This window comes from Mycobacterium sp. NPDC003323 (assembly GCF_053589535.1).
In genome coordinates this window covers 26,488-52,112 of sequence record NZ_JBSFSB010000001.1, presented here as the reverse complement: position 1 = coordinate 52,112, position 25,625 = coordinate 26,488, and the positions used below count along the sequence as shown (strand labels likewise).

24 protein-coding genes are annotated in these 25,625 nt (G+C 67.6%); 18 read left to right on the top strand and 6 right to left on the bottom strand.

All coding sequences use genetic code 11. From position 1 onward, the window contains the following. Positions 1-45 precede the first annotated feature (45 nt). From ACWDUN_RS00225 to nuoN, 14 genes are all read left to right on the top strand, one after another. A complete protein-coding gene (locus tag ACWDUN_RS00225; protein WP_449922962.1) occupies positions 46-420 on the top strand; it encodes an NADH-quinone oxidoreductase subunit A in 375 nt (124 codons plus the stop codon). After that, the gene (locus tag ACWDUN_RS00220) at positions 411-965 is read left to right on the top strand and encodes a NuoB/complex I 20 kDa subunit family protein (RefSeq protein WP_024455018.1); all 555 of its coding nucleotides are present in this window, start codon (positions 411-413) and stop codon (positions 963-965) included. Before ACWDUN_RS00225 ends, ACWDUN_RS00220 begins: the two co-directional genes overlap by 10 nt. Next, positions 962-1,624, top strand: coding sequence for an NADH-quinone oxidoreductase subunit C (locus ACWDUN_RS00215; protein ID WP_449922958.1), 663 nt, complete (start codon positions 962-964; stop codon positions 1,622-1,624). The genes ACWDUN_RS00220 and ACWDUN_RS00215 overlap by 4 nt, the downstream gene beginning before the upstream one ends. Continuing rightward, positions 1,624-2,925, top strand: coding sequence for an NADH dehydrogenase (quinone) subunit D (gene nuoD / locus ACWDUN_RS00210; RefSeq protein ID WP_449922955.1), 1,302 nt, complete (start codon positions 1,624-1,626; stop codon positions 2,923-2,925). Before ACWDUN_RS00215 ends, nuoD begins: the two co-directional genes overlap by 1 nt. Then, positions 2,922-3,761, top strand: coding sequence for an NADH-quinone oxidoreductase subunit NuoE (gene nuoE / locus ACWDUN_RS00205; protein ID WP_449922952.1), 840 nt, complete (start codon positions 2,922-2,924; stop codon positions 3,759-3,761). Before nuoD ends, nuoE begins: the two co-directional genes overlap by 4 nt. Continuing rightward, positions 3,758-5,038, top strand: a complete 1,281-nt coding sequence (nuoF, locus tag ACWDUN_RS00200) for an NADH-quinone oxidoreductase subunit NuoF (protein WP_449922949.1) — start codon at positions 3,758-3,760, stop codon at positions 5,036-5,038. Before nuoE ends, nuoF begins: the two co-directional genes overlap by 4 nt. Before the next feature lie 97 nt (positions 5,039-5,135). Beyond that, positions 5,136-7,511, top strand: coding sequence for an NADH-quinone oxidoreductase subunit G (locus ACWDUN_RS00195; RefSeq protein WP_449922947.1), 2,376 nt, complete (start codon positions 5,136-5,138; stop codon positions 7,509-7,511). Continuing rightward, positions 7,508-8,746, top strand: coding sequence for an NADH-quinone oxidoreductase subunit NuoH (gene nuoH / locus ACWDUN_RS00190; protein WP_449922944.1), 1,239 nt, complete (start codon positions 7,508-7,510; stop codon positions 8,744-8,746). Before ACWDUN_RS00195 ends, nuoH begins: the two co-directional genes overlap by 4 nt. Beyond that, on the top strand, positions 8,739-9,278 hold the full coding sequence (gene nuoI / locus ACWDUN_RS00185; RefSeq protein ID WP_449922941.1) for an NADH-quinone oxidoreductase subunit NuoI: 540 nt from the start codon (positions 8,739-8,741) through the stop codon (positions 9,276-9,278). The genes nuoH and nuoI overlap by 8 nt, the downstream gene beginning before the upstream one ends. Beyond that, positions 9,275-9,988 carry an NADH-quinone oxidoreductase subunit J gene (locus ACWDUN_RS00180; protein ID WP_449922938.1) on the top strand — a complete coding sequence of 238 codons (714 nt, stop codon included), beginning with the start codon at positions 9,275-9,277 and terminating at the stop codon, positions 9,986-9,988. The genes nuoI and ACWDUN_RS00180 overlap by 4 nt, the downstream gene beginning before the upstream one ends. Beyond that, complete coding sequence (gene nuoK / locus ACWDUN_RS00175) at positions 9,985-10,284, top strand: NADH-quinone oxidoreductase subunit NuoK (protein ID WP_449922936.1); 300 nt, start codon at positions 9,985-9,987, stop codon at positions 10,282-10,284. Before ACWDUN_RS00180 ends, nuoK begins: the two co-directional genes overlap by 4 nt. Before the next feature lies 1 nt (position 10,285). Continuing rightward, positions 10,286-12,166 carry an NADH-quinone oxidoreductase subunit L gene (gene nuoL / locus ACWDUN_RS00170; RefSeq protein ID WP_449922933.1) on the top strand — a complete coding sequence of 627 codons (1,881 nt, stop codon included), beginning with the start codon at positions 10,286-10,288 and terminating at the stop codon, positions 12,164-12,166. Further along, on the top strand, positions 12,163-13,728 hold the full coding sequence (locus ACWDUN_RS00165) for an NADH-quinone oxidoreductase subunit M (RefSeq protein ID WP_449922930.1): 1,566 nt from the start codon (positions 12,163-12,165) through the stop codon (positions 13,726-13,728). Before nuoL ends, ACWDUN_RS00165 begins: the two co-directional genes overlap by 4 nt. Next, positions 13,725-15,287, top strand: a complete 1,563-nt coding sequence (gene nuoN, locus ACWDUN_RS00160; RefSeq protein WP_449922927.1) for an NADH-quinone oxidoreductase subunit NuoN — start codon at positions 13,725-13,727, stop codon at positions 15,285-15,287. The genes ACWDUN_RS00165 and nuoN overlap by 4 nt, the downstream gene beginning before the upstream one ends. On the opposite strand, the gene ACWDUN_RS00155 is transcribed toward nuoN, so the two are convergent. Further along, the gene (locus tag ACWDUN_RS00155; RefSeq protein WP_449922924.1) at positions 15,284-16,180 is read right to left on the bottom strand and encodes an alpha/beta hydrolase; all 897 of its coding nucleotides are present in this window, start codon (positions 16,178-16,180) and stop codon (positions 15,284-15,286) included. The genes nuoN and ACWDUN_RS00155 overlap by 4 nt on opposite strands. A 69-nt stretch (positions 16,181-16,249) precedes the next feature. Between ACWDUN_RS00155 and ACWDUN_RS00150 the strand changes: the two genes are divergently transcribed. Next, entirely contained in the window at positions 16,250-17,026 is a 777-nt protein-coding gene (locus ACWDUN_RS00150) for an enoyl-CoA hydratase (RefSeq protein ID WP_449922921.1), read from the top strand. Between the two features lie 56 nt (positions 17,027-17,082). Here ACWDUN_RS00150 and ACWDUN_RS00145 read toward each other — a convergent pair whose 3' ends face one another. Beyond that, entirely contained in the window at positions 17,083-17,679 is a 597-nt protein-coding gene (locus tag ACWDUN_RS00145) for a TetR/AcrR family transcriptional regulator C-terminal ligand-binding domain-containing protein (protein WP_449922919.1), read from the bottom strand. 43 nt (positions 17,680-17,722) lie between these two features. On the opposite strand from ACWDUN_RS00145, the gene ACWDUN_RS00140 reads away from it, so the two are divergent. Both ACWDUN_RS00140 and ACWDUN_RS00135 read left to right on the top strand, forming a co-directional pair. Continuing rightward, entirely contained in the window at positions 17,723-18,850 is a 1,128-nt protein-coding gene (locus ACWDUN_RS00140) for a phosphotransferase family protein (RefSeq protein ID WP_449922916.1), read from the top strand. Further along, positions 18,850-19,962: a hypothetical protein gene (locus ACWDUN_RS00135; RefSeq protein ID WP_449922913.1), complete on the top strand. Its 1,113-nt coding sequence runs from the start codon at positions 18,850-18,852 to the stop codon at positions 19,960-19,962. The genes ACWDUN_RS00140 and ACWDUN_RS00135 overlap by 1 nt, the downstream gene beginning before the upstream one ends. Positions 19,963-19,965: 3 nt before the next feature. Here ACWDUN_RS00135 and ACWDUN_RS00130 read toward each other — a convergent pair whose 3' ends face one another. Next, positions 19,966-20,334, bottom strand: a complete 369-nt coding sequence (locus ACWDUN_RS00130; RefSeq protein WP_449922911.1) for a DUF4345 family protein — start codon at positions 20,332-20,334, stop codon at positions 19,966-19,968. 33 nt (positions 20,335-20,367) lie between these two features. Here ACWDUN_RS00130 and ACWDUN_RS00125 point away from each other — a divergent pair, with 33 nt between their 5' ends. Beyond that, positions 20,368-21,123 carry a helix-turn-helix domain-containing protein gene (locus tag ACWDUN_RS00125; protein ID WP_449922908.1) on the top strand — a complete coding sequence of 252 codons (756 nt, stop codon included), beginning with the start codon at positions 20,368-20,370 and terminating at the stop codon, positions 21,121-21,123. 38 nt (positions 21,124-21,161) lie between these two features. On the opposite strand, the gene ACWDUN_RS00120 is transcribed toward ACWDUN_RS00125, so the two are convergent. The 3 genes from ACWDUN_RS00120 to ACWDUN_RS00110 all read right to left on the bottom strand — a co-directional run bounded on the left by ACWDUN_RS00120 (position 21,162) and on the right by ACWDUN_RS00110 (position 25,421). Next, a complete protein-coding gene (locus tag ACWDUN_RS00120) occupies positions 21,162-22,694 on the bottom strand; it encodes a flavin-containing monooxygenase (protein ID WP_449922905.1) in 1,533 nt (510 codons plus the stop codon). A gap of 47 nt (positions 22,695-22,741) precedes the next feature. Then, positions 22,742-23,722: a TIGR03617 family F420-dependent LLM class oxidoreductase gene (locus ACWDUN_RS00115; RefSeq protein ID WP_449926119.1), complete on the bottom strand. Its 981-nt coding sequence runs from the start codon at positions 23,720-23,722 to the stop codon at positions 22,742-22,744. Between the two features lie 76 nt (positions 23,723-23,798). Then, a complete protein-coding gene (locus ACWDUN_RS00110; protein ID WP_449922902.1) occupies positions 23,799-25,421 on the bottom strand; it encodes a DUF222 domain-containing protein in 1,623 nt (540 codons plus the stop codon). Positions 25,422-25,625 lie beyond the last annotated feature (204 nt).

Below are 25,625 nucleotides of genomic sequence, written 5' to 3'. Positions count from 1 at the left end.
TGTTCTAGCTCACATCGACAACTCCGACGAGAGAGCGGCGCAGACATGAACGTCTACACACCGATTCTGGTGCTCGGGACGATCGCCGCGGTGTTCGCGATCGGCTCGGTGGGAATCGCCACGTTCATCGGGCCGCGCCGGTACAACCGGGCCAAGCTCGAGGCCTACGAGTGCGGTATCGAACCGCTGCTGCCTGCCGCCGACGCCAAGGTCGCCACCGGGCAGCGATTCCCGATCAAGTACTACCTGACGGCGATGTTGTTCATCATCTTCGACATCGAGATCGTGTTCCTCTACCCGTGGGCGGTGTCGTTCGACTCGCTGGGCCTGTTCGCGGTCGTGGAGATGTTGTTGTTCATGCTCACCGTCTTCGTGGCCTATGCCTACGTCTGGCGCAGAGGTGGTCTGTCATGGGATTAGAAGAACAACTGCCCGGCGGCATCCTGCTGTCCACCGTGGAGAAGGTGGCCGGGTACGTCCGCAAGGGCTCGTTGTGGCCGGCCACCTTCGGTCTGGCCTGCTGCGCGATCGAGATGATGGCGACGGCCGGGCCGCGCTTCGATATCGCGCGCTTCGGCATGGAACGGTTCTCCGCGACACCGCGCCAGGCCGACCTGATGATCGTCGCCGGCCGGGTGAGCCAGAAGATGGCACCGGTGCTGCGGCAGGTGTACGACCAGATGGCCGAACCGAAATGGGTTCTGGCCATGGGTGTCTGCGCCTCCTCGGGCGGGATGTTCAACAACTACGCCGTGGTGCAGGGCGTGGACCATGTGGTGCCGGTCGACATCTACCTGCCGGGCTGCCCGCCGCGGCCCGAGATGCTGCTCAACGCAATCTTGAAGCTGCACGCCAAGATTGCCGAGATGCCGCTCGGGGTGAACCGCGCCGAGGCCATCGCCGCCGCCGAGCAGGCCGCGCTGGCATCGCGGCCGACCATCGAGCTGACGGGGCTGTTGCGATGACGGACAGGGAGGTTATCGGCACCCGCCGCGGCATGTTCGGTGTCACCGGCACCGGGGACACCTCCGGCTACGGGCGCCTGGTCCGCGAGGTGAGCCTGCCGGGCAGTTCACCACGGCCCTACGGAAGTTACTTCGACGAGGTTGTCGACGCGCTGATAGACGCGCTGGGACCGCAGCGGTTCACCGAGGCGGTCGAACGCGTGGTGGTGTTCCGTGACGAGCTCACCCTCGACATCCGCCGCGACCATCTGCCGGCCGTCGCCCAGACGCTGCGCGACGAGCCCGCCCTGAGATTCGAGCTGTGCTTGGGCGTTTCGGGAGTGCACTTCCCGAACGAACAGGACCGCGAACTGCACGCCGTCTACCCGCTGATGTCGATCACGCACAACCGCCGGCTGCGTCTCGAAGTGGCCGCCCCCGACACCGATCCGCACGTGCCCTCGCTGTTCGCGGTGTACCCGACCACCGACTGGCACGAACGCGAGACCTACGACTTCTTCGGCATCATCTTCGACGGGCATCCCGCCCTGACCCGCATCGAGATGCCCGACGACTGGGTGGGCCATCCGCAGCGCAAGGACTACCCGTTGGGCGGTATCCCGGTGGAGTACCACGGGGCGCAGATCCCGCCGCCCGACGAACGGAGGGCCTACAACTGATGTCTGTCGAGGCCGATCCACCCGTCGTCATGGTCGGTGGCCAGGACTGGGATGCCGTCGTCGCCGCCGCCCGTGAACATGCCGGGGAACGGATCGTGGTGAACATGGGCCCACAGCACCCGTCCACCCACGGCGTGCTGCGCCTGATCCTGGAGATCGAGGGTGAGACGATCACCGAGGCCCGCTGCGGTATCGGGTACCTGCACACCGGAATCGAGAAGAACCTCGAATACCGCAACTGGACCCAGGGCGTCACCTTCGTCACCCGGATGGATTATCTGTCCCCGTTCTTCAACGAGACCGCCTACTGCCTGGGCGTGGAGAAGCTGCTCGGCGTCACCGACGACATCCCCGAACGGGCCAGCGTCATCCGGGTGCTGCTGATGGAACTCAACCGGATCTCCAGCCATCTGGTGGCGTTGGCCACCGGCGGGATGGAACTGGGGGCCATGTCGGCGATGTTCTTCGGCTTCCGCGAACGCGAGCTGATCCTGAGCATGTTCGAGACCATCACCGGTCTGCGGATGAACCACGCCTACATCCGCCCCGGCGGACTGGCCGCCGACCTTCCGGACGAGGCCATGCCGCAGCTGCGCGAGCTGATCCGGATTCTGCCCGACCGGTTGCGGGACCTGGAGAAACTGCTGCGGGAGAACTACATCTGGAAGGCCCGCACTCAGGGCATCGGCTATCTGGACCTGACCGGGTGCATGGCACTCGGTATCACGGGCCCGGTGTTGCGGTCCACCGGCCTGCCCCATGATCTGCGCCGCGCCCAGCCCTACTGCGGGTACGAGAACTACGACTTCGACGTGTGCACCGATGACAACTGTGATGCCTACGGCCGCTATTTGATCCGCGTCGACGAGATGAAGCAGTCGCTGCGCATCGTCGAGCAGTGTGTGTCCCGGTTGAAGCCGGGCCCGGTGATGCTCACCGACAAGAAGCTGGCCTGGCCGGCCGACCTGAGACTCGGCCCCGACGGACTGGGCAACTCGCCCGAGCACATCGCCAAGATCATGGGCTCGTCGATGGAGGCGTTGATCCATCACTTCAAGCTGGTCACCGAGGGGATTCGGGTGCCGGCCGGGCAGGTGTACGTGGCGGTGGAATCACCGCGCGGCGAGTTGGGCGTGCACATGGTCAGCGACGGCGGGACCCGGCCGTACCGGGTGCACTACCGCGACCCGTCGTTCACCAATCTGCAGGCGGTGGCGGCGATGTGCGAGGGCGGCATGGTGGCCGACGCGATCTCGGCGGTGGCCTCGATCGACCCGGTGATGGGAGGTGTGGACAGATGACGTCCGTACCGCTGCAGCTCGGTCAGCGACCCGACGAGGCCGGCCCCCCGATCAGCGCTGGGCCGCAGACCTATTCGGATGAGGTGACCGCCCGGTTGGCGACCGATGCCGAGCAGATCATCGGACGCTACCCGGTGGCGCGATCGGCCCTGCTGCCGCTGCTGCACCTGGTGCAGGCGCAGGACGGATACCTCACGCCGGCCGGGATCGGTTTCTGCGCACAGCAGTTGGACCTCACCCCGGCCGAGGTGACCGCCGTCGCCACCTTCTATTCGATGTACCGGCGCACCCCCACCGGCGATTACCTGGTCGGGGTGTGCACCAACACGTTGTGCGCCGTCATGGGCGGTGACGCCATTCTCGAAGCCCTGCAGGAACATCTGGGTATCCACGCCGGGCAGAGCACCGCCGACGGATCGGTCACGCTGGAGCACATCGAGTGCAACGCGGCCTGTGATTTCGCACCGGTCATCATGGTGAACTGGGAGTTCTTCGACAACCAAACACCGTCGTCGGCCCGGGATCTCGTCGACGATCTGCGGCAGGGCAACGGCGCCCGGCCCACCCGCGGCGCTCCGCTGTGCACGTTCACGCAGACCGCACGCATCCTCGCCGGTTTCCCGGATCAACGGCCCGGCGCCAATGACGGCGCGCCCGGGGACGCGACGCTCGCGGGATTACGCCTGGCACGCGAACGCGGCATGACCGCACCCGAATCGGCGCAGCGCACGGTGCAACGCCCCGACGATGACCGCATCACCGAGCAGACCGCACGCAACGAGCCGGCTCCGGGACCGTCGGCGGAGATCCCACCGCGGAACGGGGAACGCCCGTGACACTGGCCCCCGTACTGAGCGCGCATTGGGATGACGCCGATTCCTGGACGCTGGACGGCTACCGGCGCCACGGCGGGTACGAGGCCATGCGCACCGCCCTGGCCATGGATCCCGACGCGCTCATCGCGCTGGTGAAGGACGCCGGCCTGCGCGGACGCGGCGGGGCGGGCTTCCCCACCGGCCAGAAGTGGTCGTTCATCAACCAGAGCGATCCGAAGCCGAAGTACCTGGTGATCAACGCCGACGAATCCGAACCCGGTACCTGCAAGGACATTCCGCTGATGCTGGCGAATCCGCACGTGCTGGTGGAGGGCGCGATCATCGCCGCGCACGCCATCCGCGCCGCGCACGCCTTCATCTACCTGCGCGGTGAGGTGGTGCCGGTGCTGCGCCGCCTGCAGGGCGCGGTCGCCGAAGCATACGACGCCGGATATCTGGGCAACGGGGTGGATCTGGTGGTGCACGCCGGGGCCGGCGCCTATATCTGCGGTGAGGAGACCGCGCTGCTGGACTCGCTGGAGGGCCGCCGCGGCCAGCCCCGGCTGCGCCCGCCGTTCCCGGCGGTTGCCGGTCTGTACGCCTGCCCGACGGTGGTGAACAACGTCGAATCCATTGCCAGCGTGCCCGCCGTCGTCGCGCGCGGGGTCGACTGGTTCCGGTCGATGGGTTCGGACAAGTCCCCGGGCTTCACGCTGTACTCGCTGTCCGGACATGTCAGCACACCAGGACAGTACGAGGCACCGCTGGGCATCACGCTGCGCGAACTGCTGGAGTACGCCGGCGGTGTGCGGGCCGGCCACGAGCTGAAGTTCTGGACGCCGGGCGGTTCGTCGACCCCGCTGCTGACCGCCGAACATCTCGACGTGCCACTGGATTACGAGGGGGTGTCCGGGGTCGGGTCGATGCTGGGCACCAAGGCGCTGCAGATCTTCGACGAGACCACCTGTGTGGTGCGGGCGGTGCGGCGCTGGACGCAGTTCTACGCCCACGAATCGTGCGGCAAGTGCACCCCGTGCCGGGAGGGCACCTACTGGCTGACCCAGATCTACGAACGGCTGGAGACCGGGCGCGCGACGCACGAGGACATCGACAAGCTGCTCGATATCTCCGACGCCATCCTGGGCAAGTCGTTCTGCGCGCTCGGTGACGGCGCGGCCAGCCCGATCATCTCGTCGATCAAGTACTTCCGCGACGAGTATGAGGCGCACCTGGGCGCCGGATGCCCGTTCGATCCGCACGCCTCGACGGTGTTCGCGACGGCGGAGGCCCGCGCATGAGGGTCACCATCTCCCCGCGAGCAGACGCCAACGGCCCTCTCCACTCGACATTTTGGGGCCCCTCGCGTCTGCTCGCGGAGACAAAGGGGGTACGAGCATGACATTGGCCGGGCCCGCCAAGGACACCACCGGGGTCGAGATGGTGTCGCTGACCATCGACGGACACCAGGTCAGCGTCCCCAAGGGCACCCTGCTGATCCGCGCCGCCGAACTGATGGGCATCCAGATCCCGCGGTTCTGCGATCACCCGCTGCTCGACCCGGTCGGCGCCTGCCGACAATGCCTGGTCGAGGTGGAGGGCCAACGCAAACCGCTGGCGTCGTGCACGGCGACGGTGACCCCGGACATGGTGGTGCGCACCCAGCTGACCTCCGAGATCGCCGACAAGGCCCAGCACGGTGTGATGGAACTGCTGCTGATCAACCACCCGCTGGACTGCCCGGTCTGCGACAAGGGCGGTGAGTGCCCGCTGCAGAACCAGGCGATGTCCAACGGGCGCAGCGACTCCCGCTTCACCGACGTCAAGCGCACCTACCCCAAACCCATCAACCTGTCGGCCCAGGTACTGCTGGACCGTGAGCGATGCGTGCTGTGCGCGCGGTGCACCCGGTTCTCCGACCAGATCGCCGGCGACCCGTTCATCGAGCTGCTGGAACGGGGTGCGCTGCAGCAGGTCGGGATCGCCGAGGGCGAGGCCTTCGACTCCTACTTCTCCGGCAACACGGTGCAGATCTGCCCCGTCGGCGCGCTCACCGGGACCGCGTACCGGTTCCGGGCCCGGCCGTTCGACCTGGTGTCCTCGGCCAGTGTCTGCGAGCACTGCGCGTCGGGCTGCGCGCAGCGCACCGACCACCGGCGCGGAAAGGTGTTGCGGCGGCTGGCCGGTGACGATCCCGAGGTCAACGAGGAGTGGAACTGCGACAAGGGCCGGTGGGCGTTCACCTATGCGACCCAGGGCGACCGGATTGCCACCCCGCTCATCCGTGATCCCGACGGCAGCCAGCGCCCGGCCTCCTGGTCCGAGGCGGTCGCCGTCGCGGTACGCGGTCTCACCGCGGCCACCGGCCGGGCCGGGGTGCTGGTGGGCGGCCGGTCGACCATGGAGGACGCCTGGGCGTACGCCAAGTTCGCCCGGATCGTGCTGAGCAGCAACGATATCGACTTCCGCATCCGGCAGCATTCGGCCGAGGAGGCGCAGTTCCTGGCACACGCCGTCGCCGGCCGACCGCTCGCGGTCAGCTACGCCGATATCGAATCCGCCCCGGCGGTGCTGCTGGTCGGATTCGAACCGGAGGAGGAATCCCCCATCGTCTTCCTGCGGCTGCGCAAGGCCTTCCGCAAGCGGGCGCTGTCCGTGACCGCCATCGCGCCGTTCGCCACCCGCGGACTGCACAAGATGGGCGGACGTCTGGTGACGACGGTCCCCGGCCTCGAGGCAGAAGCCCTGGACGGCATGCACGGCGAGATCGCCGAGGGCACCCTGATTCTGACCGGGGAACGGCTCGCCGCCTCGCCGGGTGCCTACTCGGCGTTGATCAGGCTGGCCACCGCCACCGGATCCCGGATCGGCTGGGTTCCCCGCCGCGCCGGTGACCGCGGCGCGCTGGAAGCCGGTGCAACTCCGAACCTGCTGCCCGGCGGGCGTCCGGTCGACGACGACCGGGCCCGCGCGGAGGTGGCCGCCGCCTGGAACGTCGAGCAGCTACCCACCACCGCCGGCCGTGACACCGACGCGATCCTGGCCGCCGCCGCGACCGGCAACCTGCAGGCACTGCTGCTCGGCGGGGTCGATGTCGACGATCTGCCCGACCCCGAGTACGCCCTGGCCGCCGTCGATGCCGCACCCTTCGTCGTCAGCCTGGAACTGCGGCACAGTCCCCTCACCGATCGCGCCGATGTGGTGTTCCCGATCGCACCGGTCGCCGAGAAGGCGGGCACCTTCGTCAACTGGGAGGGCCGTCACCGGCCCTTCGATGCCGCGCTGCCGCCGTCGGCCACCTCGGATATGCGGGTGCTGGCCGCCCTGGCCGACGAGGTCGGCGTCGATCTCGGCCTGTCCGATGCCGCGGCGGTGCGTGCCGATCTGAACCGGTTGGGCAGCTGGGCCGGAACCCGTCCCGCGGCCCCGCAGGTAACCGCCGGCCAAGCCCTCGCCGCCGGTTCTGGCGAGGCGGTCCTGACCGGGTGGCGGATGCTGCTCGACGGCGGTCGGATGCAGGTCGGCGAACCGCACCTGGCCGGCACCGCCCGACCGGCCGCGGCGCGGCTGTCGGCGACCACCGCCGCCGAGATCGGCTGCGCCGACGGTGATCCGATGCGCATCAGCAGCGATCGCGGTGCGCTCACCCTGCCGGTGCACATCACCGACATGCCCGACCGGGTGCTGTGGCTGCCGTTGAACACCGCGGGCGCACCGGTGTACCGGAGCCTCGGGGTGCCGCTCGGGTCGGTCGTGCGGATCGAGCCGTCATGACCATGCCGGATCTGAATTCGTTCGGCCACGATCCGTGGTGGCTGATGCTGGCCAAGTGCCTGGGCATCTTCGTGTTCCTGGTGCTCACCGTGCTGGTCGCCATCCTGGTCGAACGGAAGGTGTTGGGTCGCATGCAGATGCGGTTCGGACCGAACCGGGTCGGGCCGTTCGGACTGTTGCAGAGCCTGGCCGACGGGATCAAGCTGGCGCTCAAGGAGGGGCTGATCCCCGCCGGTGTCGACAAACCGATCTACCTGCTGGCACCGGTGATCTCGGTGATCCCGGCGATCATGGCGTTCGCCGTCATCCCGATGGGCGGGCAGGTCTCGGTGTTCGGTCACACCACCGCGTTACAGCTGACCGACCTGCCGGTCGCGGTTCTCTACGTGCTGGCCGTCACCTCGATCGGTGTCTACGGAATCGTGTTGGCGGGCTGGGCATCCGGGTCCACCTATCCCCTGCTGGGCGGGCTGCGTTCCAGCGCCCAGGTGGTGTCCTACGAGATCGCGATGGCGCTGTCGTTCGTGGCGGTGTTCCTCTATGCGGGCACCATGTCGACGTCCGGGATCGTCGCCGCCCAGCAGAGCACCTGGTTCGTGTTCCTGCTGCTGCCGTCCTTTCTGGTGTACGTCACCTCGATGGTCGGTGAGACCAACCGCGCCCCGTTCGACCTGCCCGAGGCCGAGGGCGAACTCGTCGGCGGATTCCACACCGAGTACTCGTCGCTGAAGTTCGCGATGTTCATGCTGGCCGAATACGTCAACATGACGACGGTGTCGGCGCTGGCGGCCACCATGTTCCTCGGCGGCTGGCAGGCGCCGCTGCCGTTCAGCCTGATCGACGGCGCCAACTCCGGATGGTGGCCGCTGCTGTGGTTCGTGGCCAAGGTGTGGGGATTTCTGTTCCTGTTCATGTGGTTGCGCGCCACCCTGCCCCGACTGCGCTACGACCAATTCATGGCGCTGGGCTGGAAGGTGCTGATCCCGCTGTCGCTGGGCTGGATCGTCGTCGTCTCGATCACCAAGACCCTGCGCGACCAGGGTGCCCCGGCCTGGACGACGGCGGCCGTCAGCGCCGCGGCGATCGCCGTGCTGGCCGTCGCCGTGCTGGTGCGCCGGATGCTGCGCCGGCATGCCATCCCGCATTTCACCCTGCCCACCGACCCCGACGCGGTCAGTTCGTTCCCCGTCCCGCCCATCCCCAGCCCACCGAAGAAGGAGTTCTCCGATGTCTAAGGTCGGCGACGCACTGGCCGGTTTCGGTGTCACGTTCAAGACCATGTTCAACAAGCCGATGACCGAGCAGTACCCCGAGAAGCCCGGCCCGGTGGCACCGCGTTATCACGGTCGCCACCAACTCAATCGGTACGCCGACGGGCTGGAGAAGTGTATCGGCTGCGAACTGTGCGCCTGGGCCTGCCCGGCCGATGCGATCTTCGTCGAGGGCGCCGACAACACCGAGGCGCAACGGTTCTCACCGGGCGAGCGCTACGGCCGGGTCTACCAGATCAACTATCTGCGCTGTATCGGGTGCGGGCTGTGCATCGAGGCCTGCCCGACCCGCGCGCTGACGATGACCAACGACTACGAGATGGCCGATGACAACCGTGCCGACCTGATCTACGGCAAGGACAAACTGCTGGCACCGCTTGCCGCAGACATGACCCCACCGCCGCATGCGATGGCCGAGGGCAGCACCGATGAGGACTACTACCGCGGCAACATCGGCGCCCACGGACTGACCCGGGAATCGGAGACATCCCGGTGACCGCGACGTCGACCGGTGAGGCGGTCGTGTTCTGGGTGCTCGGCGCCCTGGGGCTGCTGGCCGCGATCGGCGTCGTCGCCGCCCCCAAGGCGGTGTACTCGGCGCTGTTTTTGGCCATCACCATGATCAACCTGGCCGTGCTGTACATCGCCCAGGACGCAATCTTCCTCGGTGTGGTGCAGATCGTCGTCTACACCGGCGCGGTGATGATGCTGTTCCTGTTCGTGCTCATGCTCATCGGCGTCGACTCCTCCGAGTCGCTGGTGGAAACCATTCGCGGGCAACGCATTGCGGCGATCGTCGCCGGCCTGGGCTTCGGGGTGCTGCTGATCGGGTGCATCGGCAACGCCTCGCTGGGCGGCTTCGTCGGTCTGGACCAACCCAACGGGGCCGGCAATGTCGAGGGTCTGGCCGTCTTGATCTTCACCCGCTACGTGTGGGCGTTCGAGTTGACCAGCGCGCTGCTCATCACCGCGGCGGTCGGCGCGATGCTGCTGGCGCACCGGGAACGTTTCGACCGGCGCAAGACGCAACGCGAACTGGCCACCGAGCGGTTCGCCGCGGGCGGATACCCGACACCGAGACCCAATCCCGGTGTGTACGCGCGGCACAACGCCGTCGACATCCCGGCTCGGCTACCGGATGGCACCGCGGCGCCCACCTCGGTGAGTTCGGTGCTGATCCCGCGAAACCGGGAGCAGCAACGGTGAATCCGGCCAACTACCTGTACCTGTCGGCGTTGTTGTTCACCATCGGCGCCGCCGGAGTTCTGCTGCGGCGCAACGCCATCGTCATGTTCATGTGCGTGGAACTGATGCTCAACGCCGCCAACCTGGCCTTCGTGACGTTCTCCCGGATGCACGGGAACCTCGACGGTCAGGTGGTCGCGTTCTTCACCATGGTGGTCGCCGCCTGCGAGGTGGTCGTCGGGTTGGCGATCATCATGGCGATCTTCCGGGCCCGACAATCGGCGTCGGTGGACGGCGCCAGTCTGCTGAAGAACTGATATGGGCACCCTCAGCTGGCTGCTGATCGCGCTGCCGTTGGCCGGTGCCGCGGTGCTGCTGCTCGGTGGTCGCGCCACCGACGCGTGGGGCCATCTGCTCGGATGTGCCACCGCGCTCGGGTCGTTCGTCATCGGAGTGATCCTGTTCGCCGACCTGCTCGGCCGGCCCGCGCAGGACCGCACCGTCACGCAGACCCTGTTCAGCTGGGTGCCGGTCGGGGAACTACGGGTCGACTTCGGGTTGCAGGTCGACGCCCTGTCGATCTGCTTCGTGTTGCTGATCACCGGCGTCGGATCGCTGATCCACCTGTACTCGGTCGGTTACATGTCCCATGACCCCGACCGCCGGCGGTTTTTCGCCTACCTCAATCTGTTCGTGGCCGCGATGCTGCTGCTGGTGCTGGCCGACAACTTCCTGGGCCTCTATATGGGCTGGGAAGGTGTGGGTCTGGCGTCGTATCTGCTGATCGGCTTCTGGTCACACAAACCGTCCGCGGCGACGGCGGCCAAAAAGGCGTTCGTGGTCAACCGCGTCGGCGACATCGGTCTGGCCGTGGCGCTGATGGTGATGTTCATCTCCGCCGGAACCGTCTCCTACGCCGGCGTTTTCGCCGCCGCCCCGCAGATGTCGCAGGGTTCGCTCACCGCCATCGGCCTGCTGTTGCTGCTGGCGGCGTGTGGCAAATCCGCGCAGGTGCCGTTGCAGTCCTGGCTGGGTGACGCGATGGAGGGCCCGACGCCGGTGTCGGCGCTGATCCACGCCGCCACCATGGTCACCGCCGGCGTCTACCTGATCGTGCGGTCCGGCCCGGTGTTCAACCTCGCCCCCATCGCGCAGGTGGCCGTCACCGTCGTCGGCGCGGTCACGCTGCTGTTCGGGGCGGTGATCGGGTGTGCCAAGGATGACATCAAGAAGGCGCTGGCCGCCTCGACCATGAGCCAGATCGGGTACATGGTGCTGGCCGCCGGGCTCGGCCCGGCCGGCTACGCGGTGGCCATCATGCACCTGATCACGCACGGCTTCTTCAAGGCCGGGTTGTTCCTGGGCGCCGGCTCGGTGATGCACGGGATGAACGACGAGACCGATATGCGCCGCTTCGGCGGATTGCGCACGGTCATGCCGATCACCTTCGTGACATTCGGGCTCGGCTACCTCGCCATCATCGGCCTGCCGCCGTTCGCCGGGTTCTTCTCCAAGGACGCCATCATCGAAACCGCCTTCGGCGCAGGCGGTGTCAAGGGTGTACTGCTCGGTGGCGCGGCCTTGCTCGGTGCGGGTATCACCGCGTTCTACATGACCCGGGTGATGCTGATGACGTTCTTCGGCCCGCGCCGCTGGGTTGAGACAGTTCATCCCCACGAGTCTCCGGCGATCATGACCGCGCCGATGGTGGTCCTGGCGCTGGGCTCCGTCGGCGCCGGTGCGGTGCTGGCCGTCGGCGGCGGGTTGGCGCACTGGCTGGAACCCGTTGTGGGGACGCACGAAGTGCACCACGTGATCCCGGTCTGGGCCATGACGGTGATCATCCTGTCGGTGGTGGCGGTCGGCATCGCCGTTGCCTACCGCATGTACGCCACCAGGCCCATCCCGGAGATCGCGCCTGCCGGTTCGGCGTTGACCACCGCCGCCCGGCACGACCTCTACGGTGACGCACTCAACGAACGCGTGTTCATGCGCCCCGGCGCCCGACTGACCGAGGGGCTGGTGGAGATCGACGACGACGCCGTCGACGGCGCGACCCGCGGGCTGGCGGCCGTCATCGCCGGCGCCTCGCAGCGACTGCGGCACTGGCAGACCGGCTTCGCCCGGTCCTACGCGTTGTCCATGCTGGCGGGCACCATCCTGGTGATCGGGGCGATTCTGGTGGTGAGGGTCTGGTGAACGGGATCGGCTGGCTGACCGCGCTGTGGGCGGTACCGATGGTGGGCGCCGTGGTGGTGATCCTGCTGCCGTCCAAGGTGTTCGCCCGGTGGGCCGCGCTGGCGGTGTCGCTGGCGGTGCTGGCCATCGCGGCGCTGCTCGCGGTGCGGTTCGACCCGGCGGGTGCACAGTTCCAGTTCGTCGAGGACTATCCGTGGATCCCGTCGTTCGGCACCGGCTACATCCTGGGTCTGGACGGTATCGCCCTGGCCCTGGTGGCGTTGACCGCGGCGCTGGTGCCGCTGCTGATCGTGGCGGGCTGGAACGACGGCCATCCGCGTGCCGGAGTCGCGCCGAACAGCTTTGCCGGCCGGTCGACCCAGTCCTACCTGGCGCTCACCCTGGCCGTCGAGGGCATGGTGCTGATCTCGCTGATGGCGCTGGACGTACTGCTGTTCTACGTGTTCTTCGAGGCCATGCTGATCCCGATGTACTTCCTGATCGGCGGATTCGGCGGGGCCAACCGCTCGGCCGCAGCGGTGAAGTTCCTGCTGTACAACCTGTTCGGCGGCCTCATCATGCTGGCCGCCGTGATCGGGCTGTACGTGGTGACGATGGACGAACTGGGCGGCACGTTCGACTTCCGGGCGATCGTCACCGCGGTGCAGAGTGGCCAACTGGCGATCGACCCGGCGCTGCTCAATGCGCTGTTCCTGGGCTTCATGTTCGCCTTCGCCGTCAAGGCACCGCTGTGGCCGTTCCACCGGTGGCTGCCCGACGCCGCCGTCGAATCCACCCCGGCCACCGCCGTGTTGATGATGGCCGTCGTCGACAAGGTCGGCACGTTCGGCATGCTGCGCTATTGCCTGCAACTGTTCCCGGACGCGTCGAAGACGTTCCAGCCGTTGATCATCACCCTCGCCGTCATCGGCATCATCTACGGCGCCATCGTCGCGATCGGGCAGACCGACGTGATGCGGCTGATCGCCTACACGTCCATCTCCCATTTCGGTTTCATCATCCTGGGCATCTTCGTGCTGACCAGCCAGGGCCAATCCGGGTCCACGCTGTACATGGTCAATCACGGAATCTCCACGGCCGCACTGTTCCTCATTGCCGGGTTCCTGGTGTCGCGGCGCGGCTCGCGCGTCATCGCCGACTACGGCGGGGTGCAGAAGGTGGCGCCGGTGCTGGCCGGCACCTTCCTGGTCGCCGGCCTGGCCACCCTGTCGCTGCCCGGGCTGGCGCCGTTCATCAGCGAATTCCTGGTGCTGATCGGCACCTTCAGCAGATTCCCGGCGCTGGCGGTGATCGCCGCGCTGGCGCTGGTGCTGTCCGCGGTCTACATCCTGTGGGCCTACCAGCGCATGATGACCGGCCCCGTCGCGCACGGTAACGAGACCCTGCGCGATCTGATCCCCCGCGAGCTGATCGTGGTGGCACCGCTGATCGCGCTGCTGCTGGTGCTCGGCATCTATCCCAAACCGGCGCTCGACGTCATCAACCCGGCGGTCACCCACACGCTGACCACCATCGACGTCGAGGACCCGGTACCGGCGACGGCGGGAGGACCGGCTCGATGAACGTCCAGGCACCGACCATCGAATACGCCCAACTGTCACCACTTCTCATCATCCTCGGTGTCGCGGTGACCGGCGTCCTGGCGGAGGCGTTCCTGCCGCGCCGCAGCCGCTACGCCGCCCAGCTGACCCTGGCGCTGGGCGGTCAGGTCGCCGCGCTGGCCGCGGTGGTGTGGGTCAGCGTCGACCTGGGCTCCTCGGCCGGTAACAGCGCGGCCGTCGGGTCGCTGGCGGTGGACCGGCCCGCGCTCTTCCTGCAGGGTCTGCTGCTGCTGATCGGGATTCTCGGGGTGCTGCTGGCCGCGGAGCGACGCATCCCGGCCTCGGCGGGCGCCGGGCTGGACGCGTTCACCCCGCAGGCCGCGGCGGTGCCGGGCAGTGTCGCGGAGAAGATCGCCGCGAAAGCCGTTGTGGCCCAGACCGAGGTCTTCCCGCTGATGATGCTGGGCCTCGGCGGCATGATGATCTTCTCGGCTGCCGACGACCTGCTGACCATGTTCGTCGCGCTGGAGGTGTTGTCGCTGCCGCTGTACCTGATGTGCGGTCTGGCCCGGCGGCGCCGACTGGTGTCGCAGGAGGCCGCACTCAAGTACTTCCTGCTCGGGGCGTTCGCGTCGGCGTTCTTCCTGTACGGGATCGCGCTGCTGTACGGCTATTCCGGCGGTTTCCGGCTCGACGATATCGCCACGGCTGTCGCGGACGGCGGCCCCGATACCGCGCTGGCGCTCGCCGGTGTCGGCCTGGTCGCCGTCGGCATTCTGTTCAAAGTCGGTGCGGTGCCGTTTCATTCGTGGATACCCGATGTGTATCAGGGCGCCCCGACTCCGGTGACCGCGTTCATGGCCGCGGCCACCAAGATCGCCGCGTTCGGGGCGATGCTGCGGATCTTCTATGTCGCACTGCCCGGTCTGGTCTCCGACTGGCGGCCGATGATGTGGGTCATCGCCATCGCCACCATGGTGGTCGGGACGCTCACCGCGGTCACCCAGAACGATGTGAAGCGGATGCTCGCCTACTCGGCGGTGGCCCATACCGGCTTCATCCTGACCGGCGTCATCGCGCTCAACGAGGCGGGTATCTCGGCCACCCTGTTCTATCTGTTCGCCTACGGTTTCAGCACGCTCGGCGCGTTCGCGCTCGCGGGGTTGGTGCGCCGCGCCGACGGCGAGGAGGAGACCACCCTGTCGGCGTGGGCGGGGCTGGGGCGCCGCTATCCGGTGGTGGGCGTGGTGTTCTCGCTGTTTCTGCTCGCGTTCGCCGGTATTCCGTTGACCAGTGGTTTCGTCAGCAAGTTCGCGGTGTTCAAGGCGGCGGCCGAGGGTGGGGCCGCGGGCCTGGTGGTGATCGGCGTGATCGCCAGCGCGGTGGCCGCCTATTTCTATGTGCGGGTGATCGTGTTGATGTTCTTCACCGATCCGCCCGCCGACGCCCCGGAGGTGGTGGTCCCGAGCGCGCTGACCATGGCGGCCGTGACGCTGACCGCGGCGGTCACCTTCGCCCTCGGCGCGCTGCCGCAACCGCTGCTGGATCTGGTGAACGACGCGCAACAGTTCGTGCGCTAACTCACGGCGTCGCGCACCCGGCCGGCGATCAGTTCGTACATGCCCCGGGTTATCTCGGTGGCGTCGCTCATGATGTTGTAGCCGTGGTCGACGTCGGGCACCTCGACATAGTCGACCAGTGCGCCGACCGCATCGAGGCTTTTGGCGTACCCGGCGGCCTCGTCGCGCAACCGGTCGTACTCGGCCGTGATCACCAGAGCCGGTGCGATACCGGCGATTCCGTCGGCATTGTCACCCCACGCCGGGGAGGCCAACGGGTCGCGACGATGCTGTCGCTGCGGGATGTACGCGGTGTCGAACACCTCGCCCATCCACGGTTTCATGACGGCCTTGCCGCCCAGCGGGGAGCGCTTGTTCGCCGTCGCGGTCATCAGATCCAGCGGGGCGTAGTGCAGCACCTGCAACGCGATGCCCGGGCCGCCCTCGGTCAGCGCGAGCCGCGACACCGCCGCCGAGAGGTTGCCGCCCGCGCTCTGGCCACCCAAGCACAACCGATCACCGGGCCAGTCCCGCTGCGGCGCGGCCGTCCACGTCAGCACGTCGTAGAGCTGTTCCACCGGTGTCGGGAAGCGGTGCTCGGGAGCCAGCAGATAGTCGGTGTTGACCACGACCACGTTGGCGCGGGCAGCCAGGAACCGGCACCACGGGTCGTCCTGTTCACGGTGCCCGACGACGAAGCCGCCACCATGGATATTCAGGTACACCCCGTCCGGGTCGCCGGCGGGTCGGTACACGGTGGCGGCGGTGTCACCGTGCCGGGTGGGGATGCCGACCTCGGCGGTGTCGGCCGGGATCTCCGAGAACCGTACGCCTGACTTGGGTGTGGGATTGACCACGCGGGAGAACAATCGGGCCAGGGTGTCGGCAACGACGGGGGTCGACAACACGGACACGACGGGGCCACCTCCGGAAAATCGGTGAAATAGGGTCTACATATCGACCATACGCATAGGTTCGACGACATGAGCTTGCTGTTGGGTTCCGATCATGGTGCGGTGCGGTTACTGACCTTGAACCGCCCGCAGGCGCGAAATGCTCTCAGCCGCGATCTGATCCGTGCGTTCTACGCCGGACTGACGTCCGCCGATGCCGACGATGCGGTACGCGCGGTGGTGATCACCGGCGCAGATCCCGCCTTCTGCGCGGGTGTCGATCTCAAGGAGGCCGCCCGCGACGGACTGAAGTACTTCGCGGAGTTCCGTTCGCAGAGTTGCATCACCGCGGTGCGCGAGATGAACACCCCGATCATCGGCGCGGTGAACGGAGCGGCGTTCACCGGCGGTCTGGAGATCGCGCTCGGTTGCGATTTCCTGGTGGCGTCCGAGCGCGCGGTGTTCGCCGACACCCACGCCCGGGTGGGTATCCTGCCCGGCGGCGGTCTGACCGCCCGGTTACCGCAGGTGGTGGGTCTTGCGATGGCGCGGCGGATGTCGATGACCGGTGAGGTGATCACCGCTGAGCGCGCCGAACGGATCGGATTGGTGACCGAGGTCGTCGCCCATGATCAGCTGCTGCGACGGGCGCTGGAGTTGGCCGGTCAGATCGCCGAGGTGCCCGGTCCGACGATGGCCGGGCTGAAGCAGATCTACACCGAGGGCGCGGCGGCGGTGATCGATCCGGCGCTAGATGCCGAGGCGCGCATCGCCCATGCGCAGCAACGGGATTTCGAGGGGCTCGGCGATCAGTTCCGCGCGGTGTCGGCGCGCAATAAAAGTCAGATCAGCGCGCACCGAGCTTGACGTGAAGTCGGCGTCCACTCGCACTTCGGCGCCCGTTTGTTCGTTTGGGCGGGAGGTCAGCGGACGACGCCGTGCACCACGATCGCGGTGGTCTGCGCCACCCACTCGTCGTCGAGGTCCTGGCCGGGAGTCAGCAGCATCCGCAGCAGGGTGGCCCCACCGATCAGCTCGATGAGCCGTTGCGGGTCGACGTCGGCGTGCACCTCACCGCGGTCCACTGCGTGCTGCAGTCGCAACCGCACCACCTCGAACAGCCCGGTGAACCGGTTCATCACCCGGTCGTTGAGGTCCGGGTCGGCGGCCATATCGGCGATCAGTCCGGGCAGCGCGGCGCGCACCACCGGGCTGGTGAACACCGCGCCGGCGGCGGCGATCATGGCCCGGACATCCGAGGCGATATCGCCCTCGGGCATGCTCAGCGCCGTCGGTGCGGTGGGAAACGCCGCCTCGTGCACCAATTCGGCCTTGCTCGACCATCGGCGGTACAGCGCGGTCTTGGTGGTGCCGGCGCGCTCGGCGACCGCGGCCATGGTCAAGCTCGAATACCCGATCTCGACAAGCAGATCCACCGTCGCCGCCAGGATCGCGGCGTCGATGCGGGGGTCGCGCGGACGGCCGGCACCCTTGTCAACCGATGGCAAGTCTGATTTCATATCGCTACCCACCGTATCGTAATTCGGGCCGGAAGGATGCACCGTGGCACATGAACCGGCTGTCGAGGACGTCAGCCGCCTCCAGCACTCCAGCCGAGATGTCAGCACGCTGCCCGACCTGCTGTCCTCGTGGTTGTCCACCGTGCGTCCGGAGCGGTCGGCACCGCACATCACCATCGAGAGCGGTGTGGACGCCAACGGCATGTCCTCCGAGACCATTCTGCTGACCGCACGCTGGGATGACGGCGACGACCAACGACTCGTGGCCCGGGTGGCGCCGACCGCCGATGACGTGCCGGTCTTCTCGACCTACCGCATGGATCATCAGTTCGAGCTCATGCGACTGGTCGGCGAACTCACCGACGTGCCCGTCCCGCGGGTGCGCTGGATCGACGCCGACGGATCCGTGCTCGGCACACCGTTCTTCCTGATGGACCGGGTCGACGGCATCGTCCCGCCCGATGTCATGCCGTACACCTTCGGCGGCAACTGGTTTGCCGACGCCACGCCCGAGCGGCAGCGCGAACTGCAGGACGCCACCGTCGAGGTACTGGCCAAGTTGCACGCCATCCCCGATGCGGCACAACAGTTCTCCTTCCTGACCGAGGTCGACCCGCCCGGCGACACGCCGCTGCGGCGGCATTTCGGCTGGCTCACGCAATGGTACGAGTTCGCGGTTCCCGACATAGGCCGCTCCCCCCTGGTCGAACAGGCGTTGGCATGGCTGGAGAACCACTTCCCCACCGATATCGCCGCCGGCACCCCGGTGCTGTCATGGGGCGACTCACGGGTGGGCAATGTGCTCTACGACGACTTCCGGCCGGTCGCGGTGCTGGACTGGGAGATGGCCGCACTCGGCCCGCGCGAACTCGATGTCTCCTGGATCATATTCGCGCACATGGTCTTCCAAGAACTCGCCGGGCTGGCCGGATTACCCGGACTGCCCGATGTGCTGCGCGAGGACGATGTCCGGGCCACCTACGAACGGCTGACCGGGACCCGACTCGGCGACCTGCGCTGGTTCTACATCTACTCCGGTGTCATCTGGTGCTGTGTGTTCATGCGCACCACCGCCCGGCGTGTGCATTTCGGCGAGATGGACAAACCCGAGGACGTCGAGTCGACGTTCTACCACGCAACCCTGCTGCGACGACTGCTCGAGGAGAACTGATGCTCGGTCCGATGGACGAGTTCCCGATTCACCAAGTACCACAACCGATTGCCTGGCCGGGATCATCGGACCGCAACTTCTACGACCGGTCCTACTTCAACGCCCATAACCGCACCGGGGACATCTTCGTCATCACCGGCATCGGCTACTACCCGAACCTGGGCGTCAAGGATGCGTTCCTGCTGGTCCGTCGCGGCGACACCCAGACCGCGGTGCACCTGTCCGACGCAATCGACCAGGATCGACTGAACCAGCACGTCAACGGCTACCGCGTCGACGTGCCCGAGCCGCTGCGCCGGCTGCGGATCACCCTGGACGAGACCGACGGCATCGCCGCCGACCTGACCTGGAACGCGTTGTTCGACGCGGTGCAGGAACAGCCACACCTGATGCGTCAGGGCAACCGGGTGACCCTGGACGCCCAGCGTTTCGCCCAATTGGGTTCCTGGAGCGGGCATCTGGAGATCGACGGGGAGCGTATCGCGGTCGACCCGGCGACCTGGATCGGATCCCGGGACCGGTCCTGGGGCATCCGGCCGATCGGCGAGGCCGAACCGGCGGGCCGGCCGGCCGATCCCCCGTTCGAGGGCATGTGGTGGCTGTACGTGCCGATGGCCTTCGACGACTTCTCGATCGTCATCATCATCCAGGAGGCCCCGGACGGTTTCCGTTCGCTGAACGACTGCACCCGGATCTGGAAGGACGGCCGGGTCGAGCAGCTCGGCTGGCCGCGGGTGAAGATCCACTACCGCTCCGGCACCCGGATCCCCACCGGCGCGACCATCGAGGCCTCGGCGCTCGACGGTTCGCCGGTGCGTTTCGAGGTGGAATCCAAACTGCCGGTGCCCATTCACGTCGGCGGCGGCTACGGCGGTGACTCGGACTGGATCCACGGCGTGTGGAAGGGCGAGAAGTTCACCGAGCGCCTGACCTATGACATGACCGACCCGGCGATCATCGGCCGGGCCGGATTCGGGGTCATCGACCACGTCGGCCGCGCGGTCTGCACCGAGGGTGGGGTCACCGCCGAAGGCTGGGGCCTGTTCGAGCACGGTGCGCTCGGCCGGCACGACCCGTCCGGTTTCGCCGACTGGCTGACCGTCGCACCGTAACCCTCAGGCGGCCGCCCAGAACAGCGCGGCCGCCGCCACGGCCTCCACCAGGCAGTAGAACCAGTTCGGGTAGAACGGCGTCCGGTCCCCCAGTACCGCAGAAATGACCCGTCCCGCGGCCATACCGGCCAGCGCCACCCCCACGGTGAGCACGATGCCGCTGCGCACCCCGTCGGAGGCGATCAGGGCATAGCCGAGCACGCCGGCGATGGCGATGCCGAATCCGCCGTACACCGCCCGCACCTCGGCGCGCTCGGTGTCGGTGCCGACCGGAAAACCGAACGGCCGCAACATGGTCGCCGGTGCGGCCAGCGCGAACAGACCCATTCCGACGAAGAACACCCCGACGACGACGATGACGGCAACGGCCACGGTAGCCTCCTGATCGATGGACAGGAGGCCAGCATGTCAGTGCCAGCAGCGTCCGAGCTTCCACAAACCTGCTATCCGGCGGTGTGGTTGTGGCCCGGGCAGGCGCTGTACTCCGGTCCGGCGCTGGGCCTGGACCCGCATTCGGGCTCGGTGTGGTGTCTGGCCGTCGGAGTACAGGCGCCGCTGACCGTCGATGCCGACGGGCAGCGCGTCACCGCGCGCACGGTACTCATCCCGCCACGGCTGACCCATCAGCTGCGCATGCAGGGACCGTTGGTGTCCTGCTATCTGGACCCGGCATCGCAACGCAGCACCGCCTGCCGCGGGCAGTTCGACACCTTCGTCCACGGCATCGGCATCGGACATACAGGTGAGCAGCAGCTGATAACGCCACCGCGTGACGACGCCGCGGCCCGACGCTGGCTCGACACCGCCGCACCTTCGCAGGTTCACCGTGTCGATCCGCGGATCGAGTTGGCAGCCGAGCAGATTCGCGATGACCCGGCCGCCGCACCGTCGGCCGCCGAACTCGCCGCCGACGCCGGCCTGTCCGAATCCCGGTTCCTGCACCTGTTCACCGCCGAGGTCGGCACCAGCCTGCGCCGCTACCGACTGTGGTGCCGGCTGATGCGCGCCGGCACCGAGCTGGCCGGTGGCGCCAACCTGACCACCGCGGCCGTCGAGGCCGGATTCGCCGGTTCCTCGCATCTGGCCGACCGGTTCAAGACCACCTTCGGCCTGTCGGCCACGCAGCTACTGGCGACGGGATTGACCGTCCGGGTGCCCTGAGCGTGCGCAAGCTCCGGTGAGAACGCGGCGTGTTGGCCTCAGACTCGCACGCTCGCCGAAATGGGTGGGGTGGCCGGGGGGTGTGCGGCGGGCCGGTCGGACTGCACCCGGCCGAACACCATCGACTCCTCGATCTTGTCGAAGCGGTGCTCGAAGGCGTCCAGCGCGTAATTGTGCCGCACCTTCCAGGGCCGGCGGGTGCCCGACTTCGGCAACGCGTGCAGCGCGCGCTTGACGTAGCCGGCGTCCAGGTCGAAGGTCGGCTTCTCGGGCATGACCACCGAACCCAGATGCGGGTAGGCGTGTGTGTAGCCGTGAGATTGCATGTATGCCAACAACTTGGCCACCGCGCGCGCCGTCATGTCGGCCCGCAGCGTCCAGGACGCGTTGGTGTAGCCGATGCACCAGGCCATGTTCGGCACGTCCTCGAGCAGGCACTCCTTGTAGACGAACCGGTCGGTGGGATCGACGCGGGCGCCGTCGACGGTGATTTCGATTCCGCCCAAGGCCTGTAGTTGCAGGCCCGTGGCGGTGACGATGATGTCGGCGTCGATGCGCTGCCCCGATTGCAGTGCGATGCCCTCGGCGTCGATGTGGTCGATGTGGTCGGTGACCACCTCGGCACGGCCCGCGCTGATGTCCTCGAACAGGTCGCCGTCGAGCACCAGGCACATCCGCTGATCCCACGGGTTGTACCGGGGCTTGAAGTGCACGTCGACCGGATAGCCGGCGGGCAGCGCACCGATGGTGGCGCGGCGGATGAGCTTGCGCCCCGCATTCGGCAGGGTGCGGAAGAACATGTAGTACAGATAGTGCATCCACGCGTTGCGGAACCGCACCACTTGGTGAGAGATCCTGCGCGGCAGGATCTTCCGGACCGCCTCGGTGGGTTTGGGTACCGCGGGCATCGACATCATGTAGGTCGGCGAGCGTTGCAGCATCGTCACGTGGCCGGCCTTCTCGGCCAGCGCGGGTACCAGGCTGATGGCGGTGGCACCGCTGCCGATCACCACGATGCGCTTGCCGGTGTAGTCGAGGTCCTCGGGCCAGAACTGCGGGTGCACGACGGTCCCGCCGAAGTTCTCGATGCCGGGGAAGGCCGGGGTGTAGGGCTCGTCGTAGTTGTAATAGCCGGTGCCGAAGAACACGAACCGGCACCGGTGGGTGGTCGCCACTCCGTCGGACTCGGCCTGCACCGTCCAGGTGTCGGTCGAGGAGTCCCAGTTCACCGAGGACACGGTGGTCCGGAACCGGATGTGCCGGTCGATTCCGTACTTGTGGGCCGTCGCCGTCAGGTACTCGCGGATATCGGCACCCTCGGCGACATGCGCCCGCCCCGTCCACGGCTCGTAGGGGAAACTCAGGGTGAAGATGTCGCTGTCGGAGCGAATGCCCGGGTAGCGGAACAGGTCCCAGGTGCCGCCGATGCGTTCGCGCCGCTCCAGGATGGTGTAGTTCAGCTGCGGGTTGCGCTCGGTGATGCGGTAGGCCGCGTTGATCCCCGAGATGCCCGCCCCGATGATCAGGACGTCGCTGAACTCGGGTTCGGCAGCCTCGTTTCGCTCGGCCATCGGACAACCTCCTCGTGGTCCTGCCCCGTACCAACCACCATAGGACCTCAGGTGCGCAGCGCGTCAACGATCTGGGCCAAAGAGTCGGCCGCGATCGGTCCGGGTTGATAGATGCAGATCTTGTCGGAGATGCCCGCGACCCGGTCGCGGATGTGCGCGGCGATCTGCGCCGGGGTGCCGCAGGCGGCGATGGTGTGCAGCACGTCGTCGTCGATCAGTGCGCCCATGTCGGCCCATCGGCCCTGCTTGGACAGCGCGTTGAGCTGGGGCTGCAGCTCCCCCCAGCCATGGATGTCCAATACCGGACGATAGGCCGGGGTCGACCCGTAGAAGGCCAACAGCTGGCGGGTGGCGGCATGTGCCTCGTCGTTCTCGCCCACCGAGACGATGATCTCCGGGACGATTGCCAGGTCGGACCGATTCCGTCCGGCCGCGGCCAGTCCCTCGTCGACGGCGGCCATGGTGACCTCGTGCAGGAATTTCTTGTTGCCGAAGGGCATCACCAGCAGGCCGTCGGCATGCGCGGCGGTGGCCTTGGTCAGCCGGGGGCCCAGCGCACCGACGTAGATCGGCGGCGGACCGTACGGGTTGTCGCGCGGGGTGAACGTCGGCGTCATCAGCGTGTGCCGGTAGAACTCGCCGCGGAAGTCGAGCCGCTGCCCCGTCGACCAGGTGTCGAAGATGGCGCGCAGCGCGGCCACCAGTTCGGTCATCCGCGCCACCGGGCGGTCGAAGTCGGCGCCGAACCGCTTCTCGATCTGGGTGCGGATCTGGGTGCCCAGCCCTAGGGTGAATCGGCCCTTGGTGAGGATCTGGTGATCGATCGCCTGATGGGCCAGATGAATCGGGTTGCGCGGGAACGCGATCGCCACGTTCGTCATCAGGTCCAGGCCTTCGACCGTCGAGGCCAGGGTCAGCGGGGTGAACACATCGTGCGGGCCCTCGAACGTGAAGACACCGCTGGCACCGGCATCACGCAGTTCTTGTGCTCGCTCGACGGCTCCGGACGGTCCATACAGCGCGGTCATCACCTTCACAGGGCCACACACTAACGTGACTTGTGGAACGAAACTCGGTTTGGCGCGTGTACGCGCCGCGGCGCCATCACTCGACGTCCGACTCTCCCGGATCGCCATCGCTCAGTCCTTGAGTTTCTTGTCTGGGGAGCAGTTCTTCGGGGTGGAAGTGGTGGTTGATGGTGTCTTGGCCGGTGTCCATCAACGGTGGTGGGTGCCAGTGCACGCGTCCGGTGGTGGGGTCGATGCGGGTGGTCCAGCCCAGTTCGGCGAGTTGGTTGTCAGGCCCGCAGCCCAGTCCGAGGGTGTCCGCGTCGGTGAGCCCGCCGTTAGCCCAGCTGGGGTCGGCGTGATGGGCCTGGCAATGGTTGGCACATTTCGTACAGCCCGGCCGGGTGCAGCCGCGGTCGCGGTTGTACAGCAGCAGGCGCTGGGCCTTGGTGGCCAGGCGTTTGGTGCGGCCCATGTAGAGCGGTTCGGCGGTGTGTTGTCGATACACCACCAAATAGTGATGGGCATGCTCGGCCAGGCGAATCAGGTCCGGCATCGGCATCAAGGTGCCGGTCCCGGTGACCGCGATCCCGGCCCCGGACTCCAACTCACCCAGCGTGGTGGACACCACCACCGTCACGGGGAGCCCGTTGTGCTGGCCCAGGCGCCCCGAGGCCAGGATCTCGCGCAGCACGGCTTTGAGTGCGTCGTGTTGGCGCTGGGCTTGGGTGCGGGTGTCGCGGTAGGCGGGCCCGGTCAGCGGGGGCAGCGACGGCGCCGGGGTGGCTGCGGCTGCGGCGGCGGCCTCGACCGCGTCGATCCGCTCGGCCAGCTCATCGAAGGTGGTGGGCAGCGGTAGCTGCTCCCACACCGACGCCGGATCCTGCTGTGGGTCCCGCGGCTCGGCTTCCGGCGCTTCCGGTTCGGTGCCCGGCGCTGCCGGCTCGTCGGCTTCAGCCTCGGGCTCCGGCTCGGGGTTGGCCGGTGAGTCCGGGTCCTCGGGATTGTTGACCCCGGGACGGGCCCAGGTGTCATTCACCGTACCCAGATAGGCCGCCAGCTCCGGATCCACCCAGCCGGTGATCCGGGTCAACCCGTCGGCATCCTGCTGACCGATGCTGATACCGCGCTTGTGGCGCACGATATCGGGGCCGCAGCCATTCTGATTCATCAGATACAACGCGGACACCGCGGTCGCGTGCACCGTCTCAGGAACACTGGCCCGGGCCAGCGGCACCAGGATGGCCTCCAACTCCGCACACTCGGCGGCATCGACATACTTGGCCGCCAACCGCACCGCCTCGGCGATCACCGCCACATGCCCCTCACCGATAGCCCCCTGCGCCAACGCCTGCGCGCACAACCCCAACGCCGGCTCCAGCGTCTGCCCGGTGATCGACTGCCTAGGAGCCAGTTCTTCGGCGCGGCGCACCCGGCGCGCGGCCTCGCGCCCGGACAGCCGCATCCGGGTGCCCAGCACATCGGCCCAGTTCTTGCCGCCGATCTCATGCGCGCTCGCCCGCGCCATCAACGCCGCCAGAATCCGGTGATCGACCGCCTCATCCTGGCGGGCGCGTTCCTCACGCTCGGACTGCAACGCCAACAACTCCGCGGTGTCGAACACCGAGAAATCAGCATCCAACAACGCCTTCACCGACGCGGCACGATCACCGACCGCGGCGGCTACCGCGTCCCGGGACTGCACCACATCCGACTTCATGACCCGAACATACGTGCGACCACCGACAAAACCGGTCACAATGTGACGCGAGATGCCAACGGGGCCAGAGAAATTCGCGTCGCTGGATTGTCGCTCGCCAGGCGGCAAGGAGACCGACCGTCAGCCGACCTGCTTCCTAGCGACAACCACGGCGATGGAAATGATCGGCGTGCCCGGCGGCGAACAATCAGTGATTCCCACGCC

What these genes read in the sequence shown, in the direction of transcription:
- ACWDUN_RS00225 (WP_449922962.1), top strand. Translation starts at nt 46, where the DNA reads ATGAACGTCTACACACCGATTCTGGTGCTCGGGACGATCGCCGCGGTG.
- ACWDUN_RS00220 (WP_024455018.1), top strand. Translation starts at nt 411, where the DNA reads ATGGGATTAGAAGAACAACTGCCCGGCGGCATCCTGCTGTCCACCGTG.
- ACWDUN_RS00215 (WP_449922958.1), top strand. Translation starts at nt 962, where the DNA reads ATGACGGACAGGGAGGTTATCGGCACCCGCCGCGGCATGTTCGGTGTC.
- nuoD (WP_449922955.1), top strand. Translation starts at nt 1,624, where the DNA reads ATGTCTGTCGAGGCCGATCCACCCGTCGTCATGGTCGGTGGCCAGGAC.
- nuoE (WP_449922952.1), top strand. Translation starts at nt 2,922, where the DNA reads ATGACGTCCGTACCGCTGCAGCTCGGTCAGCGACCCGACGAGGCCGGC.
- ACWDUN_RS00195 (WP_449922947.1), top strand. Translation starts at nt 5,136, where the DNA reads ATGACATTGGCCGGGCCCGCCAAGGACACCACCGGGGTCGAGATGGTG.
- nuoH (WP_449922944.1), top strand. Translation starts at nt 7,508, where the DNA reads ATGACCATGCCGGATCTGAATTCGTTCGGCCACGATCCGTGGTGGCTG.
- nuoI (WP_449922941.1), top strand. Translation starts at nt 8,739, where the DNA reads ATGTCTAAGGTCGGCGACGCACTGGCCGGTTTCGGTGTCACGTTCAAG.
- nuoL (WP_449922933.1), top strand. Translation starts at nt 10,286, where the DNA reads ATGGGCACCCTCAGCTGGCTGCTGATCGCGCTGCCGTTGGCCGGTGCC.
- nuoN (WP_449922927.1), top strand. Translation starts at nt 13,725, where the DNA reads ATGAACGTCCAGGCACCGACCATCGAATACGCCCAACTGTCACCACTT.
- ACWDUN_RS00150 (WP_449922921.1), top strand. Translation starts at nt 16,250, where the DNA reads ATGAGCTTGCTGTTGGGTTCCGATCATGGTGCGGTGCGGTTACTGACC.
- ACWDUN_RS00145 (WP_449922919.1), bottom strand. Translation starts at nt 17,679, where the DNA reads ATGAAATCAGACTTGCCATCGGTTGACAAGGGTGCCGGCCGTCCGCGC.
- ACWDUN_RS00135 (WP_449922913.1), top strand. Translation starts at nt 18,850, where the DNA reads ATGCTCGGTCCGATGGACGAGTTCCCGATTCACCAAGTACCACAACCG.
- ACWDUN_RS00125 (WP_449922908.1), top strand. Translation starts at nt 20,368, where the DNA reads ATGTCAGTGCCAGCAGCGTCCGAGCTTCCACAAACCTGCTATCCGGCG.
- ACWDUN_RS00120 (WP_449922905.1), bottom strand. Translation starts at nt 22,694, where the DNA reads ATGGCCGAGCGAAACGAGGCTGCCGAACCCGAGTTCAGCGACGTCCTG.
- ACWDUN_RS00115 (WP_449926119.1), bottom strand. Translation starts at nt 23,722, where the DNA reads ATGACCGCGCTGTATGGACCGTCCGGAGCCGTCGAGCGAGCACAAGAA.
- ACWDUN_RS00110 (WP_449922902.1), bottom strand. Translation starts at nt 25,421, where the DNA reads ATGAAGTCGGATGTGGTGCAGTCCCGGGACGCGGTAGCCGCCGCGGTC.